A 15,040-nucleotide genomic window follows, 5' to 3' on the forward strand; every position below is an offset into this window, starting at 1 on the left:
TCGACAAGGAACAGCCTCAGCTGGTGATCCTGGGCAAACAAGCCATCGACAGCGACAACAACCAGACCGGCCAGATGCTTGCTGCATTGAGCGGCTACGGTCAGGGCACCTTCGCGTCGAAAGTTGACATCAGCGGCGACAGCGTTGCTGTGACCCGCGAAATCGACGGCGGCGCGCAGACAGTTTCCCTGAAACTGCCGGCCATCGTCACCACCGACCTGCGTTTGAACGAGCCGCGTTATGCGTCCCTGCCAAACATCATGAAAGCCAAGAAGAAGCCTCTCGAAGTAGTGACTGCGGACGATTTGGGCGTTTCCACCGCCTCCACCAACAAGACCGTGAAAGTCGAAGCGCCTGCAGCACGCAGCGCGGGTATCAAGGTCAAGTCGGTGGCTGAACTGGTCGAGAAACTGAAGAACGAAGCGAAGGTGATCTGAACATGACTATCTTGGTTATTGCTGACTATTCAACCGACCAGCAGGACAACAAAGTAGTGGCCCCGGCCACGCTGAGCACCGTGGCTGCTGCCGCCAAAATCGGTGGTGACATCCACGTTCTGGTGTCCGGCCAGGGCGTTGGCGCCGTGGCTGAAGCCGCTGCGAAAATCGCTGGCGTGGCTAAAGTGCTGGTGGCCGACAACGCCGCTTACGCACACCAATTGCCAGAAAACATAGCACCGTTGGTGGCAGAGTTGGGCAAGGGTTACAGCCACATCCTGGCTGCCGCGACCTCCAACGGCAAAAACATCCTGCCGCGCGTTGCCGCCCAGCTGGACGTTGACCAGATCTCCGAGATCATTTCGGTTGAAAGCGCTGACACCTTCAAGCGCCCGATCTACGCCGGTAACGCCATCGCCACCGTTCAATCGAACGCAGCGATCAAGGTGATCACCGTGCGTGCCACCGGTTTCGACCCGGTTGCCGCTGACGGTGGCTCGGCTTCCGTTGAAGCGGTTGCGGCCGCTCACGACGCAGGCACTTCGAGCTTCGTTGGCGAAGAGCTGGCCAAGTCCGATCGTCCGGAACTGACCGCAGCCAAAATCGTCGTTTCCGGCGGTCGCGGCATGCAGAACGGCGACAACTTCAAACACCTGTACGCCCTGGCTGACAAGCTGGGCGCTGCCGTCGGTGCTTCCCGCGCCGCGGTCGACGCAGGTTTTGTACCCAACGACATGCAGGTCGGTCAGACCGGCAAGATCGTTGCTCCACAGCTGTACATCGCGGTCGGTATCTCCGGCGCGATCCAGCACCTGGCCGGCATGAAAGACTCCAAAGTGATCGTTGCGATCAACAAGGACGAAGAAGCGCCGATCTTCCAGGTGGCCGATTACGGCCTGGTGGCGGACTTGTTCGAAGCCATTCCCGAGCTGGAAACGCTGGTCTGATCAACACATTGCCCGACCTTCTGGCCGGGCTTTTTTTGATCTTCTGTAGGAGCGAGCACGCTCGCGATGAACTCAAGGACGCCGCGTTTTTCCAAAATGAACGCGTCATCGTTGACGTCCATCGCGAGCAGGCTCGCTCCTACAGGGGTTCTCGCTAGGCTTTTTTGCGATAGGCCATGGAGTCATCGATACGCTTGAGAATGTAATCCCCCGCCGCCACCGGCGGATAGAGACTCAACGCCGGATCGATCCCCAAATCACAGGGGTCAACGCCTGCACCGTAAGTCGGATCGTAGAACGTTGCGATGGAATACCGCTCATGACCTGACGCGTTGATCACCCGGTGCAGCGTCGAACGAAAGCGATCATTGGACCAATGCGCCAACAGGTCTCCCACGTTAACCACCAGGCTGCCGGGAATCGGCGTGGCCTCGATCCAACGGTTGGAGCCCAGCTCGCGCACCTGCAACCCGCCGCTGTTGTCCTGATAAAGCAAGGTAATGCACCCGTAATCCGTGTGCGGGGCCACACCGAACTGGTCAGCCTCGGCCTGCGGCGGTTGTGGCGGGTAATAGACCATCTGCGTGCGTTGCAACGGCTTGGTGTATTTGTCCACGAAGAAGTCCTCGTCGATCCCCAACCCTGCTGCCACAGCCCTGAGCAAGTCGGCCCCGGCCTTGCCGATTTCCGAATAGTACTCGGACAAGGCGTCCTGCAACTCCGGCATGAATTCCGGCCACTGATTCGGCCCGCGCAACGCCTCGCCGGCAACAACGCACGGATCATCCTCCGCCAACTCCAGGCCGATACTGAAAAACTCCTTGAGGTCGGGCTTGGTGGCTTCGTACATGGTCGCCCCACCCAGCGCATGCCAGCCCCGATGCCGCTTGTTCACCGCCACTTGCCGCTTGACCTCGGTCGGGTACGCAAAGAACTGCGCAGCGGCCGCCATGGCCCGGTCGATCACTGGCTGAGGGACACCGTGATTGACGATGTAGAAAAAGCCGACTTCGCTACAGGCTTTTCGAATGGCATCACCGGCCCGACGAATGCTTGCCTGATCACCTTCGCGTACGCCGGTCATGTCGATCAGGGGCAGATTGGTGCTAGAGGTCATGTTCACTCCTACATTAGGTAAATACAGCAGTGGCTGGATAGCGGCTTTGTCGAAGGCTGACTGGCCGGTATATACAGGTCATAGCATTTACCGTGCCGCCTCTCTGTGCAGAGACCCGCAAGCCTCGGGCTAAGGCGAATCTCCACTTATACTGCGACGAAAGGTCATCCTCCAATCTGTTACCCACCCGTTTCCCTTCGCCCCAGCAAGGAGCAGAACGCCCACAACTGGTGCAACCTTCGGTTACAGGGTCATGGTAAATCGCCCGCATAAATTTCTCTCCCACTCCCGACCAATAGGTCTGGAATGCTGATTTGAGCGTGGGATCGAAAATTTGGCCTGCATCTTGCCTTACCTGTATATACAGGAACATATCGCCACCCTGCTTCCCATCACCCTGACCTCAGGACACTTACAATGCACGCACCCTTGCAGCTCAAACCCGGTCAACTCACCCTCGATCAGTTGCGCGCCATTTATCAGCTGCAGCGTCCTTTTGAACTGGACCCGGCCGCACGCGACGTCGTCGATGCCAGTACTCGTACAGTAGACGAAATCATCGCCAATCAGCGCACGGTGTACGGCATCAATACCGGTTTCGGCCTGCTGGCACGGACGTCCATTCCTACCGAATCGCTGGCCAAACTGCAGCGCAACCTGCTGCTGTCGCACTGCACCGGCACCGGTCCGCTGCTGGACGATGCCAGTGTCGCGCTCATCATGGCGCTCAAGGTCGGCTCCCTGGCCCGTGGTTTTTCCGGGATTCGCTGGGAAGTGATCCAGGCCCTGAGCAAGCTCTATGCCGCCAGGGTTTACCCGTGCATTCCGTCCCAAGGGTCCGTCGGCGCTTCGGGCGACTTGGCGCCATTGGCGCATATGTCCGCCGTGCTGATCGGCGTCGGCCGGGTGCGTCATGAAGGCCGTGAAATGGATGCGGTCGAAGGCCTGGCGATTGCCGGCCTTGAACCGATGGTGCTGGGTCCGAAGGAAGGCCTGGCGCTGATCAATGGCACCCAGGTTTCGACGGCGCTGGCCTTGCGTGGCCTGTTCGCCTGCGAAAAACTGTTCAGCGCGGCCGTCGTCGCCGGCAGCCTGACCGTTGAAGCGCTGAAAGGCTCGGACGTGCCGTTCGACCCGCGCATCCAGGCGGTACGCGGACAGCCGGGGCAAATCGACGTCGCGCTGTTCTACCGCGAACTGCTGGCCACCAGTGAAATCCGCGAATCCCATCGCGACTGCGACCGTGTGCAGGACCCTTACTCGCTGCGTTGCCAGCCGCAAGTCATGGGCGCGTGCCTGGATCACATGCGCTTCGCCGCCGGGGTTTTCCTGCGCGAAGCCAATGCCGTCTCGGATAACCCGCTGGTGTTCTGTGCCGATGGCGACGTGCTCTCCGGCGGTAACTTCCACGCCGAACCGGTCGCCATGGCCGCCGATGTGCTGGCCCTGGCCATTTCCGAAATTGGTGCCTTGTCCGAGCGGCGCATCGCCCAACTGGTGGACCCGGCACTGTCGGGCCTGCCGGCCTTTCTGGTGCGCGAAGGCGGCCTGAACTCCGGCTTCATGATCGCCCAGGTCACCGCTGCCGCCCTCGCTTCGGAGAACAAAACCCTGGCGCACCCGGCGTCGGTCGACAGCTTGCCGACCTCGGCCAACCAGGAAGACCATGTCTCGATGGCGACCTTTGCGGCACGTCGTTTGCTGGACATGGCTGGCAACAGCAGCGCGGTGGTTGCCATCGAACTGTTGGGTGCCGCTCAAGGCGTGGATTTGCATGCGCCGCTGCAGACTTCGCAAAAGCTCTGCGAAGTGCTGGCGATGATTCGCCGTGAAGTGGCTCACTACGATGAAGACCGTTATTTCGCCCCGGACATCGCCGCTGCACGCGCCTGGGTCGAGAACGCGGCGTTCATTCAGTGGCTGCCTGCCGAACGCCTGTATGCCTGATCCGTACACCTGAGCCAAACCCGTTCGCCGCGGCATGACGGCGGCGAACACCTACTCTTTCGTAGCCGATGGGATATGCCATGCGCCGTTATTATTCAGGCCCGGACTATCGTCGAGCACACAGCATTGCCGAGTTGGCAGTGATGGCCCGCCGACGCTTGCCGCATTTCGCCTGGGAATACCTGGAGGGCGGTGCCGAAGAAGAGGTGACCTTGCGCCGCAACCGTCAAGGCTTCGCGGACATTGCCCTGCTGCCGCAGACCCTGGTGCCCTGCACTGCCACGCAACCCCAACGCTGGCTGCTCGATCGTGAGGTGCCGCTGCCGATCGCAATCGGCCCCTCCGGCTACAACGCCATGCTGTATCGCGACGCCGATATTCACCTGGCCCGCGCCGCCACCGAGCGTGGCCTGCCCTTTACCTTGAGCACCGTTTCCACCAGTTCCCTGGAGCAAGTGGTAACGGCGGTGCCCGACGTCAATCTCTGGTTCCAGCTGTATTGCCTGCGTGACCCAAAGGTCCAGGAAGACTTGCTGTTGCGTGCGGCCGCCGTCGGCTGCCAGACCTTGTTGCTGACCAGCGATGCGGTGCTGCTGGGCAATCGCGAGTGGGACAAACGCAACTTTGTCCGCCCCCGGCAACTGAGCCTGCGCAACAAGCTCGACGTGCTCGCTCATCCACGCTGGATGGCCCAGGCCCTGTGGCCTCATGGCCTGCCAAGCATGGGTAACATCGAACGGTATCTGCCGGCCGGGCAACGTACTGTCGAAGGCGCCGCCCATTTCATCGGCTCGCAAATGGACACCGGCCTCGACTGGGACGCCCTCGCCCGCCTGCGCGACCACTGGCCACAACGGCTGTTGCTCAAAGGGGTGTTGCACCCGGCGGACGCCGAGAAAGCCGTCGCGCTGGGCCTGGATGGTTTGGTGGTCAGCAACCACGGCGGCCGGCAATTGGACGGCGTCCCGGCGAGCATCGACTGCCTCCCGGCGATTGCCGCCGTTGCCAAGGGCAAGCTCACGCTGCTGCTCGACAGCGGCATTCGCCGTGGCACCGACATTCTTAAAGCCTGTGCTCTCGGTGCTGACGCAGTGCTGCTCGGGCGCGCTACTTTGTATGGCGTCGCCGTCGGCGGCCAGGCCGGTGCCGGCCATGCGCTCGACCTGCTCTCGCAGGAGTTGCGCCTGGCCCTGTCGCTGCTCGGCACGCCGGACCTGAACCAGCTTCACCGTCGCTCGCTGTACACGACCTCCTCCACATCCTTCACCGTGAGTTGAACCGATGAACGATTTGCAACAGACCCTCGAACAATTGCGCCTGGCGCTGGGTGATGCCGCGGTACTCACGGGTGCCGATATCAGTCAAAGGCACTACAGCGACTGGACCGGCCATGCGCCGGCCTGCCCTGCCGCGCTGTTGCTGCCGCGCACCACGGAACAGGTCGCGAGTGCCTTGCGCATCTGCAACGACGCCCGTCAGTCGGTGGTTCCCCAAGGCGGAATGACCGGGCTGGCCGGCGGCGCCGTGCCCCGCGCAACAAACATAGCCCTGTCCCTGGAGCGCCTGCGCGGCATCGAAGAAATCGACCCTGCCGCGGCGACCATCACCGTCCGGGCCGGCACCACGCTGCAAGAAATCCAGCAAGCCGTGCTCGATGCCGGGTTCGTTTTCCCGCTGGATCTCGGCGCCCGTGGTTCGTGCCAGATCGGCGGCAACATCGCCACCAACGCCGGCGGTAATGCGGTGATTCGCTACGGCATGACCCGCGACCTGGTCCTCGGACTGGAAGTGGTCCTGGCCGATGGCCGGGTGCTAAATCTGCTCAACAAGATGATCAAGAACAACTGCGGTTATGACCTGAAACAGTGCTTCATCGGCAGCGAAGGCACCCTTGGGGTGATTACTCGCGCGGTTTTGAAGCTCGCGCCCCAGCCCGGCGAAACCACCACGCTGCTGTGCGCCCTGCCCGATTACGCCAGCGCGGTGAGTTTGCTGCGCCGGGTGCAGCGCAGTGTCGGGACGCCGCAAGCCTATGAGTTGATGTGGCAGGACTTCTTCCGCCTGGGGGTTTCCTGGCTGGAAAACCCGACCGCGCCGATGTCGCTCGACCATCCGCTGTATGTCCTGCTCGAATGCGCCAGCCCTCGGGAGATGCTTGAGCAGACACTGGAAGAGGCTTTCGCCGCCGGTGAAGTGGTCGATGCGGTACAGGCCAGCTCCCAGACCCAGGCCCGCGCACTGTGGAAGATTCGCGAAGCCACCGGCGAATTCCCCATGCGCATGCCCCCTTTGAACTTTGACGTCAGCCTGCCCATCGGCCTGATCGGCGACTTCGCCGAACGCTGCCGCCAGCGCCTGGAGCAACGCTGGCCAGGCAACCGCAGTGTGTATTTCGGCCACATCGGTGACAGCAATCTGCACCTGACCGTGGACTGCGCGTCGCTGCCCCAGCCTGCCCCCCTTCTTGAGGTCGAGGAACTTGTCTATAGCGCTGTTGGCGAACTGGGCGGATCGGTCTCTGCGGAACATGGCATCGGCCTGCTCAAGCGCGAATTTCTCCATCATTCGGTCAGCCCCGAGGCCCGCCAGGCGATGCAGCAACTCAAGGATTGCTTCGATCCCCACGGCATTCTCAACCCCGGAAAAATCCTCGGCTAAGCTGAAATTCAAGCTGTATATACCGCTCTGGCACGTTAACTGCTGTAGCGGTATCCGATGACGCTGTCATGAACCAACCGCAACGCATAACGAGAACCAACACACCATAACCTCGCTGTACCTGACGAAGGAGTTACACCATGCAACTCGATTCTCTGTTCAGTAAAAAATTCAATGGTCTGTGCATCGCCCTGGCCCTGGCTGGCATCTGCATGACGGCCCAGGCCGATCAACTGGCCGATGTGAAAAAGTCCGGTGAACTGGTGGTGGGCACCGAGCTGCAATTTGCACCTTTCGATTTCACCGAGAACGGCAAACAGAAAGGCCTGAACTCCGAGCTGTTCGAACAGCTGGGCAAAGAATTGGGGGTCAAGGTCCGCTTCATGGACCTGCCATGGCCAAGCGTACTGCCGGGGCTGGAAGCCAAGAAATTCGACATCGTCGCCGGCCCGATCATCGTCACCAAGGCGCGCAAGGAGCGTTACCATTTCGTGATGCCGATTGCCGAGGCCACGGTTGCATTGCTGGTCAGCGCCAAGGACAGCCCGGTCAACAAGCCTGAAGACATCGCCGGCAAAGTCGTGGGCGCCGGCAAGGGCTCGGCACAGCTCGAAGAACTGAAAACCTTCGCCGCCACCCTCCCGGGGAAAGTCGACGTTCGTGAATACATCGACAACAACCAGGCGTACGCAGAACTGGGCACCAAGCGCATCGTCGCGGTCGCCAACTCCCTGCCGAATATCTCCTACGTCGCCGCCCAGCACCCGGACAAGTACAAAGTGGTGTTGCCTCCGTTCGGCAAGAAGTCCTACTTCGCCTACCTGGGCCGCAAGGATGAAGACGCCAACAGCCTGATCGCCGCGCTCGATAGCGCGATGCTGAAAATGCACGAGGACGGTCGTCTTGCCGCCCTGCAAAAGAAATGGCTGGGTGTGGAAATGGACGTGCCAAAAGCTGACTTCGAACCGACCTGGTAAACGAGGCTTGCTGATTCGTTGAACGGAATGCCGGCTCAACCGAGCCGGTGATTCATCCCTGCGGAGGCACGACGATGTTTGATTGGCCTTTACTGCTGCAAAACCTGCCGCTGTTGCTGGACAGCCTGCTCGTGACCCTGGAGATCTCCGTCGCCGCACTGGCCATCGGTTTTGTCATCGGGGTGATCGTGGGCAGTCTGCGGTTGTCACCCATACCCGTGCTCAGGCGCCTGGGTGGCGCCTACATATTTGTGTTCCGCGGCATTCCGCTGCTGGTGCAACTGCTGTTCATTTATTACTTCCTGCCGCGTATCGGCCTGCCCAACGTGTCGCCCATGGTGGCGGCGGTGATTGGCCTGTCCCTGGCGGCAGGGGCCTATATTGCTGAAATCATGCGCGGTGGCTTTCTCGCCATTCCCGGAGGCCAGCTGGAAGCCGCCGGTTTGCTGGGCCTGACTTCAGGGCAAATGCTGGTGCGCATCCGCGTCCCGCAGGCCGTGCGCCTGACCTTGCCGGCGCTGGTCAACGAAATGATCCTGCTGATCAAGGCGTCGTCGCTGGTGTCGGTGGTGGGCCTGGCCGACCTGACCCGCACGGCCCAGAACATTGCGGCCAGTGACTACATGTTCGTTCAGGACTACCTGATGCTGGCCGGCTTCTATTGCCTGATCAACATCCCGCTGGCGTTCTTCGGCGGCCTGCTGGAACGTCATCTGAAGGAGCGCAGCGCATGATCTTCGATCCCACGATCATCACCGATCACCTCGGCGACATCGGACAAGGCTTCATGGTCACCCTCGGCACCTGGTCTGCCGGCGTTGCGTTGGGCCTGATGCTGGGCCTGTTGATCGCGGTCGCCCAGTTGTTCGGCAACCGCCTGGTGCGCGCCCCGTTACGGGCGTTCATCGAGATGATTCGAAGTACGCCGTTCCTGGTGCAGTTGTTCCTGGTGTACTACGGCGGCCCGTCGTTCGGCCTGAGCCTGGACCCCATTCCAGCCGGCATTCTCGGCCTGGGCATTTATGGCAGCGTGTACTTCGCGGAAATTTTCCGCACCGGTTTTGAATCCGTTGCCCGCGGGCAACTTGAAGCCGCCGACTGCCTGGGCATCACCCGCCTGCAATGCATCACCCGCATCCAGATCCCGCAAATGCTGGTGATCATCCTGCCCGCGCTGGTCAACCTGGTCACCATCCTGTGCAAGGAAACGGCCGTGCTGTCGATCATCACCATCCCCGAACTGACCATGGTCCTCACCGGCATTGGCTCGGAAACCTTTGCCTTTGTCGAAACCCTGCTGGTGCTGTGCATCGGCTACCTGCTGTTGGTGGAAGCCTGCTCACGGTTGGGCATGTTGCTGGAAACCCGCGTGGGGCGGTTTATGCAGAAGCAGCCGCGATGAGTCACTTCCAATCGACGCCCACAGCGGCGCCACACTCATCCGTATTGAACGAATCAGGTGAAGCGATGAAGACGTCCAAGACACTTTCCGACACGAGCGAGCCGATGCTGAAACTGCAGAACGTCGGCAAGAGCTTCGGCAACCTGCGCGTGCTCAAGGGTATCGACTTGCAGGTCCGGCATTCTGAAGTGGTGTGCCTGATCGGCCCCTCGGGCTCGGGCAAAAGCACCCTGCTGCGCAGCATGGCGTTTCTTGAGGAATACGACGAGGGCGAGATTTACATAGAAGGCCAACTGCTGGGCTGGGTGCCCGAGAACGGCAAGGGCCGCAAGCGCGCGGCCCAGTCGCAGATCAATCAGGTGCGGCGCAATGTCGGCATGGTTTTCCAGCAATTCAACCTGTGGCCGCACATGACTGCCCTGGGCAATGTCAGTGAAGCCTTGCTGCGTGTGCGCAAATTGTCGGCCGATGAGGCAAAGCAACGCGCCATGGCGATGCTGGACAAAGTCGGCCTGGCCCATAAAGCCACGTCTTATCCGGCGCAGCTGTCCGGTGGCCAGCAACAGCGGGTGGCGATCGCCCGGGCATTGGCCATGGAACCGCACATCATGCTGTTCGATGAACCCACCTCGGCCCTCGACCCGGAGCTGGTCGGCGAAGTGCTGCAGGTCATGAAAACCCTCGCCAAGGAAGGCATGACCATGGTGGTGGTCACGCATGAAATGGGCTTCGCCGCCCAGGTCGCCGACTCGGTGGTGTTCCTCGATCACGGCCAGGTGGTCGCCCATGGCACCCCGCACGAAATCTTTCACAACGCCGAACAGCCGCGTCTGCAGCAATTCCTGCAGAACTACCTGGATCGCAACGCTTTCTGGCAAGACACCAAAGAGGTTAGCCCGGTATGAATTCCAACGACCTGAACCTGCTGGCCCGCGCGGAAGTGCGAGACCTGGCCAGCTATAACGCCGGCCTCGGCTCGGATGCGGTGCGAAAGCGTTTCGGCCTGACCCGCGTCGCCAAACTGGGCAGCAATGAAAACCCCATGGGCCCGGCACGCGCCGTCACCACCGCGATGGCCCAGGCTTGCGGCGAGATTGCGCTGTACCCCGATGCCGGGTGCCAGGCGTTGCGCACCGCACTCTCGAACAAGCTCGACGTACCGGAAGATCAATTGGTGTTCGGCAACGGCTCGGAAGATTTGCTCAGCGTGATCAGCCGGGTGTTTCTCGATCACGACGACGAAGTGGTCACCGTGGTGCCGTCCTTCGGCCTGCATTTTATCTACCCGATGGCCGCCGGTGCCCGGGTGGTGGGCGTACCGATGACCGACGCCGGCACGTTCGACGTGGCCGGCATGATTGCCGCGCTGACGCCGCGCACGCGTTTGCTGATGTTTTCATGCCCGTCCAACCCGGTGGGCTGCACCCTGACGGCCGATGAGTTGCAGCAGTTGCTCGACGCCTTGCCCGACCAGTGTTTGCTGGTGTTCGACGAGGCCTATTACGAGTACGCGCAATGGGAGGCGGAATACCCGGATTGCCTGGGCTTGATTCAGGCCAGCGGCAAACCGTTCATTCTGCTGCGGACTTTCTCCAAGGCTTATTCCCTGGCGGGTTTGCGCGTCGGCTACGGCATCGTCAGCGATCCGCTGCTGGCCGACCTGATCAACCGCCTGCGCACGCCCTTCAACGTTAACCGCGTGGCCCAGGCGGCAGCGGTTGCAGCGCTGGCCGACGATGAGTACCTGCAAGCCTGCCTGTCCCATGTCGCCAGCGAACGCCGGCGGATGACCGTCGCGCTGCAGGAACAAGGCATCTCGACCGCACCGTCCATGGCGAACTTTCTGTACTTCACCACGCCCTATCCTGCCGAAGTCATCAACCAGGCATTGCTGCGCGAAGGGGTCATCATCAAGCCCTGGCGCGAAGCCGGCTATTTGCAGCACTTGCGGGTATCCATCGGAAGCTGTGAGGATAACGACCTTTTCCTCCAGGCACTGGCAAATGTCCTTGCCGCACAAGCCATTCGGACCGACTAATGATCAAAAATGCACCGCAAGCGCTCTATCGGCGCGCGAAGGATTTCGTGCAAGGCCAGCTTCGCGCGGGCGTTTGGAAACCCGGCGACCTGATCCCCTCAGAGAACCGGCTGGTGCAGGAACTGGGCATGTCGCGCATGACGGTCAACCGTGCATTGCGCGAGCTGACCGAAGAAGGCCACCTGGTCCGTATTTCGGGCGTAGGAACCTTTGTGGCCGAAAGCAAACCGCAATCGAACCTCCTGCGCATCACCAACATCGCTGACGAAATCATTTCCCGGGGACACCGTTACACGTGCCGCGTCCTGCACCTGGGGCGCGAGTCCGCGTCGATGGCGGTGGCCGCCGCCTTGGCGCTGCCCACCGGCTCATCGGTGTTTCATTTGATTTGCGTGCACAGCGAGGAAGGCGTCCCGGTGCAGCTCGAGGATCGTTACGTCAATCCGGAGCTGATACCGGAATTCCTGCAGCAGGAGTTTGGTGAACACCTGCAACCGGCCCGTTACCTGCTGCAGGTGCTGCGGCCCGATGAAATGGAACACATCGTCGAGGCCAGCCACCCGAGCAGCGACGAAAGCAAGCACATGCAGATCGACGCCAACGAACCGTGCCTGGTGCTGATGCGTCGCACCTGGAGCCAGAGCAAGATCGTCACTTATGTGCGCCTGGTCCATCCCTCCTCACGGTATCGCCTGGGCAGCCGCCTGCCGGTCAATGGTGCGCACCGGGACAGCTGACGGCCATTAGTTGCCGTCAGAGATCAATTGCCAAACTTTCCTTCAAGTCGATACCGGGAGCCCGGGTAGACCAGTCGTGCACTGCCGACCTGACCTTTCGCCGACCACGTACGCCGACGGATCAGCAGGCACGGCTCATTGCGTTTGATCTGCAGCAATCGGCACTCCACCGACTTGGCATGAATCGCTTCGACCACATGCTCGCCTTCGGTCAACGGCGCCAACTGAATCAGATAGGCATAGGGCGTGACTTTGGTGAAATCCTGATTCAGGTAGTCAGGGGCCACCTGTGCGTTGACGAACCGCTCCTCGATCTGCACGGGCACTTCATTCTCGTAATGCACGACCAGGGAGTGAAACAGTCGCGGCACACCGTCCAGTGCGAAGGGCAGCGCCAACGAAGATTTGGCGGGCACCTCTTCAAGTGTGATCACCTCACAGCGATGGGTATGCCCGCGCGCCGATATTTCTTCGGCAATGTTATGGATCTCGAACAGCGCGGCATGCCCCTTCGGTTCCGCGACAAAGGTCCCGACACCCTGCATGCGCACCAGCAACCCTTCGATGGTCAGCTCTCGCAAGGCGCGGTTGATGGTCATGCGGCTGACCCCCAACAAGCTGAGCAGCTCGCTTTCCGATGGCAATTTCGAGTTTGGCAGCCAGTCCCCCGAGCGGATCTTTTGCACAATGGCTTGCTTGACCCTGGCGTACAACGGAGAGGGACTTTCAATCGTCAAAGACTCAAGGGGTGGCTTGCCATTGACAGTGGTCGACACAATGACTCCTATTTTCAGAGGGCTCCTGCGAGCGGAAGCGCTAGTTTATACGAACGCCTTGGGGTTGATGTACGGCGCTGATGGTCAGGTCAACAGTTGCTTACTCACCGCCATTTGATCCCGCCCACGAGCGACCAGCCATCGATGGAAATCACGGCAGTGCGCTTTATCGAAAACATCTTTGGCCCCCACCAGAAAATACGACGAAGGCATCTGCAGCCCTTGTGCGAACGGCATGATCAAACGCCCATCGGTCAAAGCGTCGGCAATCATCGAGTATTGCGCCAGTACAACGCCCTGCCCGAGGATCGCCGCCTGAATGGCCATGGATGACAAGGAGTAGACCCGATACCCGTCACATATCTGCGAACTGTCGACCTGCTGGGTGCTGAACCAATCGCGCCAGGAAGGCGGGGACGCGAATTTAGGCAACCAATCAATCGACAGCAATGGATAAGCCAACAAATCCGCCGGCGTCCGCAGCGGCTTGTCGGCCTGCAACAGATTCGGGCTGCAGACGGGAACGACCCAATCGCGGAACAGTTCGATGGCGTGCTCACTGGCGCCGTAATCGCCATAGGTCACCCGAAAATCGATTTCATAGCCGTCCGGTGCGGGCTCGGCATGGCTGCCGTCCAGGAACAGGTTCACTTCCGGGTGATTGCTTTGCCAGGTGTAGATCAACGGTGCCAGCCACTCTGAAAGCAGCGAGGGCAATGCACTGATCCGCAGGTTGGTGGCGCTCTTTGCGCGTTCGACTTCCACCTGGGCAATGCGCAGCATTTCAAAGGCTGCCACGCAGCTGTCGTGATAACGCTGGCCGGCGGCGGTCAGGCGAATACGCTTGCCGACGCGGAAGGTCAGACTCAAGCCCAGGCTGTCTTCGAGCAACCTCATTTGCTGGCTGACCGCGCCCGCCGAAATGCCCAGGCGCCGGGCCGCTTCGACAATTCCACCGAAGCGCCCGACCGCTTCAAACACCTGCACGGCACGCAGAGAGGGCAAGTTGTTCATCGGCATCTCCAGAAAAACAGCCGCCGATTAATACTTTAGCTGAGCTACACAATGCAACAGCTTTTCACATCTTTTCGAATGTTCAGACTCTCGTATTCTGGTCCTGTCACTGCTTGCCCCGTGGGCAGTGAAAACAGACCGGATCAGCCTTGCACCACGACCTTGCATCCGCACATTGCACATTCCAATGACGAAAAATAAGGCAAAGAAAAATGAAAAAAATCATTCTCGCCACGTTATTCGCTCTCGCGTCGAGCAGCGCCCTCGCTAACGATTTGAGCGCGATCCGCTTCGGCGTAGACCCGACGTTCGCGCCTTTCGAATCGAAGGAACCCAGCGGTCAACTGGTCGGTTTCGACATTGACCTGGGGAACGCCATTTGCGCCCAGCTCAAGGTCAAGTGCGTGTGGGTGGAGGTCGCCTTCGACAGCATCATCCCGGCACTCAAGGCGAAGAAATTCGACGGCATTCTTTCGGCGATGACTGTCAACGAAAAGCGCAAGGAAAACATCGCGTTCTCGGACCGGCTCTACAACTCACCCAACCGCCTGATCGCCAAGGCTGACAGCGGTTTGCTGCCCACCGTCGAGTCGCTCAAGGGCAAGCGCGTCGGTGTCGCCCAAGGCAGCACCCAGGAGGCTTACGTCAAGGCCATCTGGGCACCCCATGGCGTGACGATGGTGTCCTACACCAATCAGGACCTGCTTTACCCGGACCTGGTCAGCGGTCGAATCGACGCCACCCTGACTGACGCGGTCGTCGCGGATATCGGCTTTTTGCAGACACCGCAAAACAACGGGTTCGCCTTTGCCGGCGACACGGTCCAGCACGAAGAGCTGCTGGGCCAGGGGATCGCGATTGGCCTGCGCAAGAATGACGAGGCGCTGATCAACGCCATCAATGGCGCCCTGGCGGAAATACACAAGAACGGCACGTACGACGCCATCCAGAAAAAGTACTTCACCTTCGACATCTACAACTGACGCGTCG

Annotated in this window: 14 protein-coding genes and 1 pseudogene; 12 read left to right on the forward strand and 3 right to left on the reverse strand. The window is 60.6% G+C overall.

Features of this window, described 5'->3' with window-relative positions; all coding sequences use genetic code 11:
• Positions 1–437 (forward strand): annotated as a pseudogene (locus tag EJA72_RS15830) (electron transfer flavoprotein subunit beta/FixA family protein); the annotation flags it as partial.
• A 2-nt stretch (positions 438–439) separates the two neighbouring features.
• The gene (locus EJA72_RS15835) at positions 440–1,384 is read left to right on the forward strand and encodes an electron transfer flavoprotein subunit alpha/FixB family protein (protein ID WP_157712367.1); all 945 of its coding nucleotides are present in this window, start codon (positions 440–442) and stop codon (positions 1,382–1,384) included.
• A gap of 154 nt (positions 1,385–1,538) precedes the next feature.
• On the opposite strand, the gene EJA72_RS15840 is transcribed toward EJA72_RS15835, so the two are convergent.
• On the reverse strand, positions 1,539–2,501 hold the full coding sequence (locus EJA72_RS15840; RefSeq protein ID WP_157712368.1) for an isopenicillin N synthase family oxygenase: 963 nt from the start codon (positions 2,499–2,501) through the stop codon (positions 1,539–1,541).
• A 417-nt stretch (positions 2,502–2,918) separates the two neighbouring features.
• Between EJA72_RS15840 and hutH the strand changes: the two genes are divergently transcribed.
• The 9 genes from hutH (at position 2,919) to hutC (EJA72_RS15885) (ending at position 12,260) form a co-directional block, all read left to right on the forward strand.
• Positions 2,919–4,448 carry a histidine ammonia-lyase gene (hutH, locus tag EJA72_RS15845; RefSeq protein ID WP_157712369.1) on the forward strand — a complete coding sequence of 510 codons (1,530 nt, stop codon included), beginning with the start codon at positions 2,919–2,921 and terminating at the stop codon, positions 4,446–4,448.
• An 80-nt stretch (positions 4,449–4,528) separates the two neighbouring features.
• Positions 4,529–5,725 carry an alpha-hydroxy acid oxidase gene (locus EJA72_RS15850; protein WP_157712370.1) on the forward strand — a complete coding sequence of 399 codons (1,197 nt, stop codon included), beginning with the start codon at positions 4,529–4,531 and terminating at the stop codon, positions 5,723–5,725.
• A 4-nt stretch (positions 5,726–5,729) separates the two neighbouring features.
• Positions 5,730–7,106, forward strand: coding sequence for an FAD-binding oxidoreductase (locus EJA72_RS15855; protein WP_157712371.1), 1,377 nt, complete (start codon positions 5,730–5,732; stop codon positions 7,104–7,106).
• Positions 7,107–7,246: 140 nt separating this feature from the next.
• Entirely contained in the window at positions 7,247–8,083 is an 837-nt protein-coding gene (locus EJA72_RS15860) for a transporter substrate-binding domain-containing protein (RefSeq protein ID WP_157712372.1), read from the forward strand.
• Positions 8,084–8,157: 74 nt separating this feature from the next.
• The gene (locus EJA72_RS15865) at positions 8,158–8,817 is read left to right on the forward strand and encodes an amino acid ABC transporter permease (RefSeq protein WP_157712373.1); all 660 of its coding nucleotides are present in this window, start codon (positions 8,158–8,160) and stop codon (positions 8,815–8,817) included.
• Entirely contained in the window at positions 8,814–9,485 is a 672-nt protein-coding gene (locus tag EJA72_RS15870) for an amino acid ABC transporter permease (protein WP_157712374.1), read from the forward strand. Before EJA72_RS15865 ends, EJA72_RS15870 begins: the two co-directional genes overlap by 4 nt.
• Positions 9,486–9,550: 65 nt before the next feature.
• Entirely contained in the window at positions 9,551–10,390 is an 840-nt protein-coding gene (locus EJA72_RS15875; RefSeq protein WP_306109999.1) for an amino acid ABC transporter ATP-binding protein, read from the forward strand.
• A complete protein-coding gene (gene hisC / locus EJA72_RS15880) occupies positions 10,387–11,523 on the forward strand; it encodes a histidinol-phosphate transaminase (RefSeq protein ID WP_157712375.1) in 1,137 nt (378 codons plus the stop codon). Before EJA72_RS15875 ends, hisC begins: the two co-directional genes overlap by 4 nt.
• Entirely contained in the window at positions 11,523–12,260 is a 738-nt protein-coding gene (hutC, locus tag EJA72_RS15885; RefSeq protein WP_157712376.1) for a histidine utilization repressor, read from the forward strand. Before hisC ends, hutC (EJA72_RS15885) begins: the two co-directional genes overlap by 1 nt.
• A gap of 23 nt (positions 12,261–12,283) precedes the next feature.
• On the opposite strand, the gene hutC (EJA72_RS15890) is transcribed toward hutC (EJA72_RS15885), so the two are convergent.
• Together hutC (EJA72_RS15890) and EJA72_RS15895 are read right to left on the reverse strand one after the other, a co-directional pair.
• Positions 12,284–13,036: a histidine utilization repressor gene (hutC, locus tag EJA72_RS15890; protein WP_178129390.1), complete on the reverse strand. Its 753-nt coding sequence runs from the start codon at positions 13,034–13,036 to the stop codon at positions 12,284–12,286.
• An 84-nt stretch (positions 13,037–13,120) separates the two neighbouring features.
• Positions 13,121–14,050 (reverse strand): LysR substrate-binding domain-containing protein, encoded by a 930-nt coding sequence (locus EJA72_RS15895; protein WP_157712377.1) that lies wholly within the window; start codon positions 14,048–14,050, stop codon positions 13,121–13,123.
• A gap of 212 nt (positions 14,051–14,262) precedes the next feature.
• Between EJA72_RS15895 and EJA72_RS15900 the strand changes: the two genes are divergently transcribed.
• On the forward strand, positions 14,263–15,033 hold the full coding sequence (locus EJA72_RS15900; RefSeq protein WP_157712378.1) for an ABC transporter substrate-binding protein: 771 nt from the start codon (positions 14,263–14,265) through the stop codon (positions 15,031–15,033).
• Positions 15,034–15,040: the final 7 nt, after the last annotated feature.

The sequence above is a fragment of the Pseudomonas sp. PB120 genome (assembly GCF_009761815.1).
GTDB lineage: Bacteria > Pseudomonadota > Gammaproteobacteria > Pseudomonadales > Pseudomonadaceae > Aquipseudomonas.

Coding starts and splice junctions, on each gene's coding strand:
- EJA72_RS15840 (WP_157712368.1), bottom strand. CDS start 2,501: ATGACCTCTAGCACCAATCTGCCCCTGATCGACATGACCGGCGTACGC.
- EJA72_RS15870 (WP_157712374.1), top strand. CDS start 8,814: ATGATCTTCGATCCCACGATCATCACCGATCACCTCGGCGACATCGGA.
- EJA72_RS15850 (WP_157712370.1), top strand. CDS start 4,529: ATGCGCCGTTATTATTCAGGCCCGGACTATCGTCGAGCACACAGCATT.
- hutH (WP_157712369.1), top strand. CDS start 2,919: ATGCACGCACCCTTGCAGCTCAAACCCGGTCAACTCACCCTCGATCAG.
- EJA72_RS15900 (WP_157712378.1), top strand. CDS start 14,263: ATGAAAAAAATCATTCTCGCCACGTTATTCGCTCTCGCGTCGAGCAGC.
- EJA72_RS15860 (WP_157712372.1), top strand. CDS start 7,247: ATGCAACTCGATTCTCTGTTCAGTAAAAAATTCAATGGTCTGTGCATC.
- EJA72_RS15865 (WP_157712373.1), top strand. CDS start 8,158: ATGTTTGATTGGCCTTTACTGCTGCAAAACCTGCCGCTGTTGCTGGAC.
- EJA72_RS15835 (WP_157712367.1), top strand. CDS start 440: ATGACTATCTTGGTTATTGCTGACTATTCAACCGACCAGCAGGACAAC.
- hisC (WP_157712375.1), top strand. CDS start 10,387: ATGAATTCCAACGACCTGAACCTGCTGGCCCGCGCGGAAGTGCGAGAC.
- EJA72_RS15875 (WP_306109999.1), top strand. CDS start 9,551: ATGAAGACGTCCAAGACACTTTCCGACACGAGCGAGCCGATGCTGAAA.
- EJA72_RS15895 (WP_157712377.1), bottom strand. CDS start 14,050: ATGAACAACTTGCCCTCTCTGCGTGCCGTGCAGGTGTTTGAAGCGGTC.
- EJA72_RS15855 (WP_157712371.1), top strand. CDS start 5,730: ATGAACGATTTGCAACAGACCCTCGAACAATTGCGCCTGGCGCTGGGT.
- hutC (WP_157712376.1), top strand. CDS start 11,523: ATGATCAAAAATGCACCGCAAGCGCTCTATCGGCGCGCGAAGGATTTC.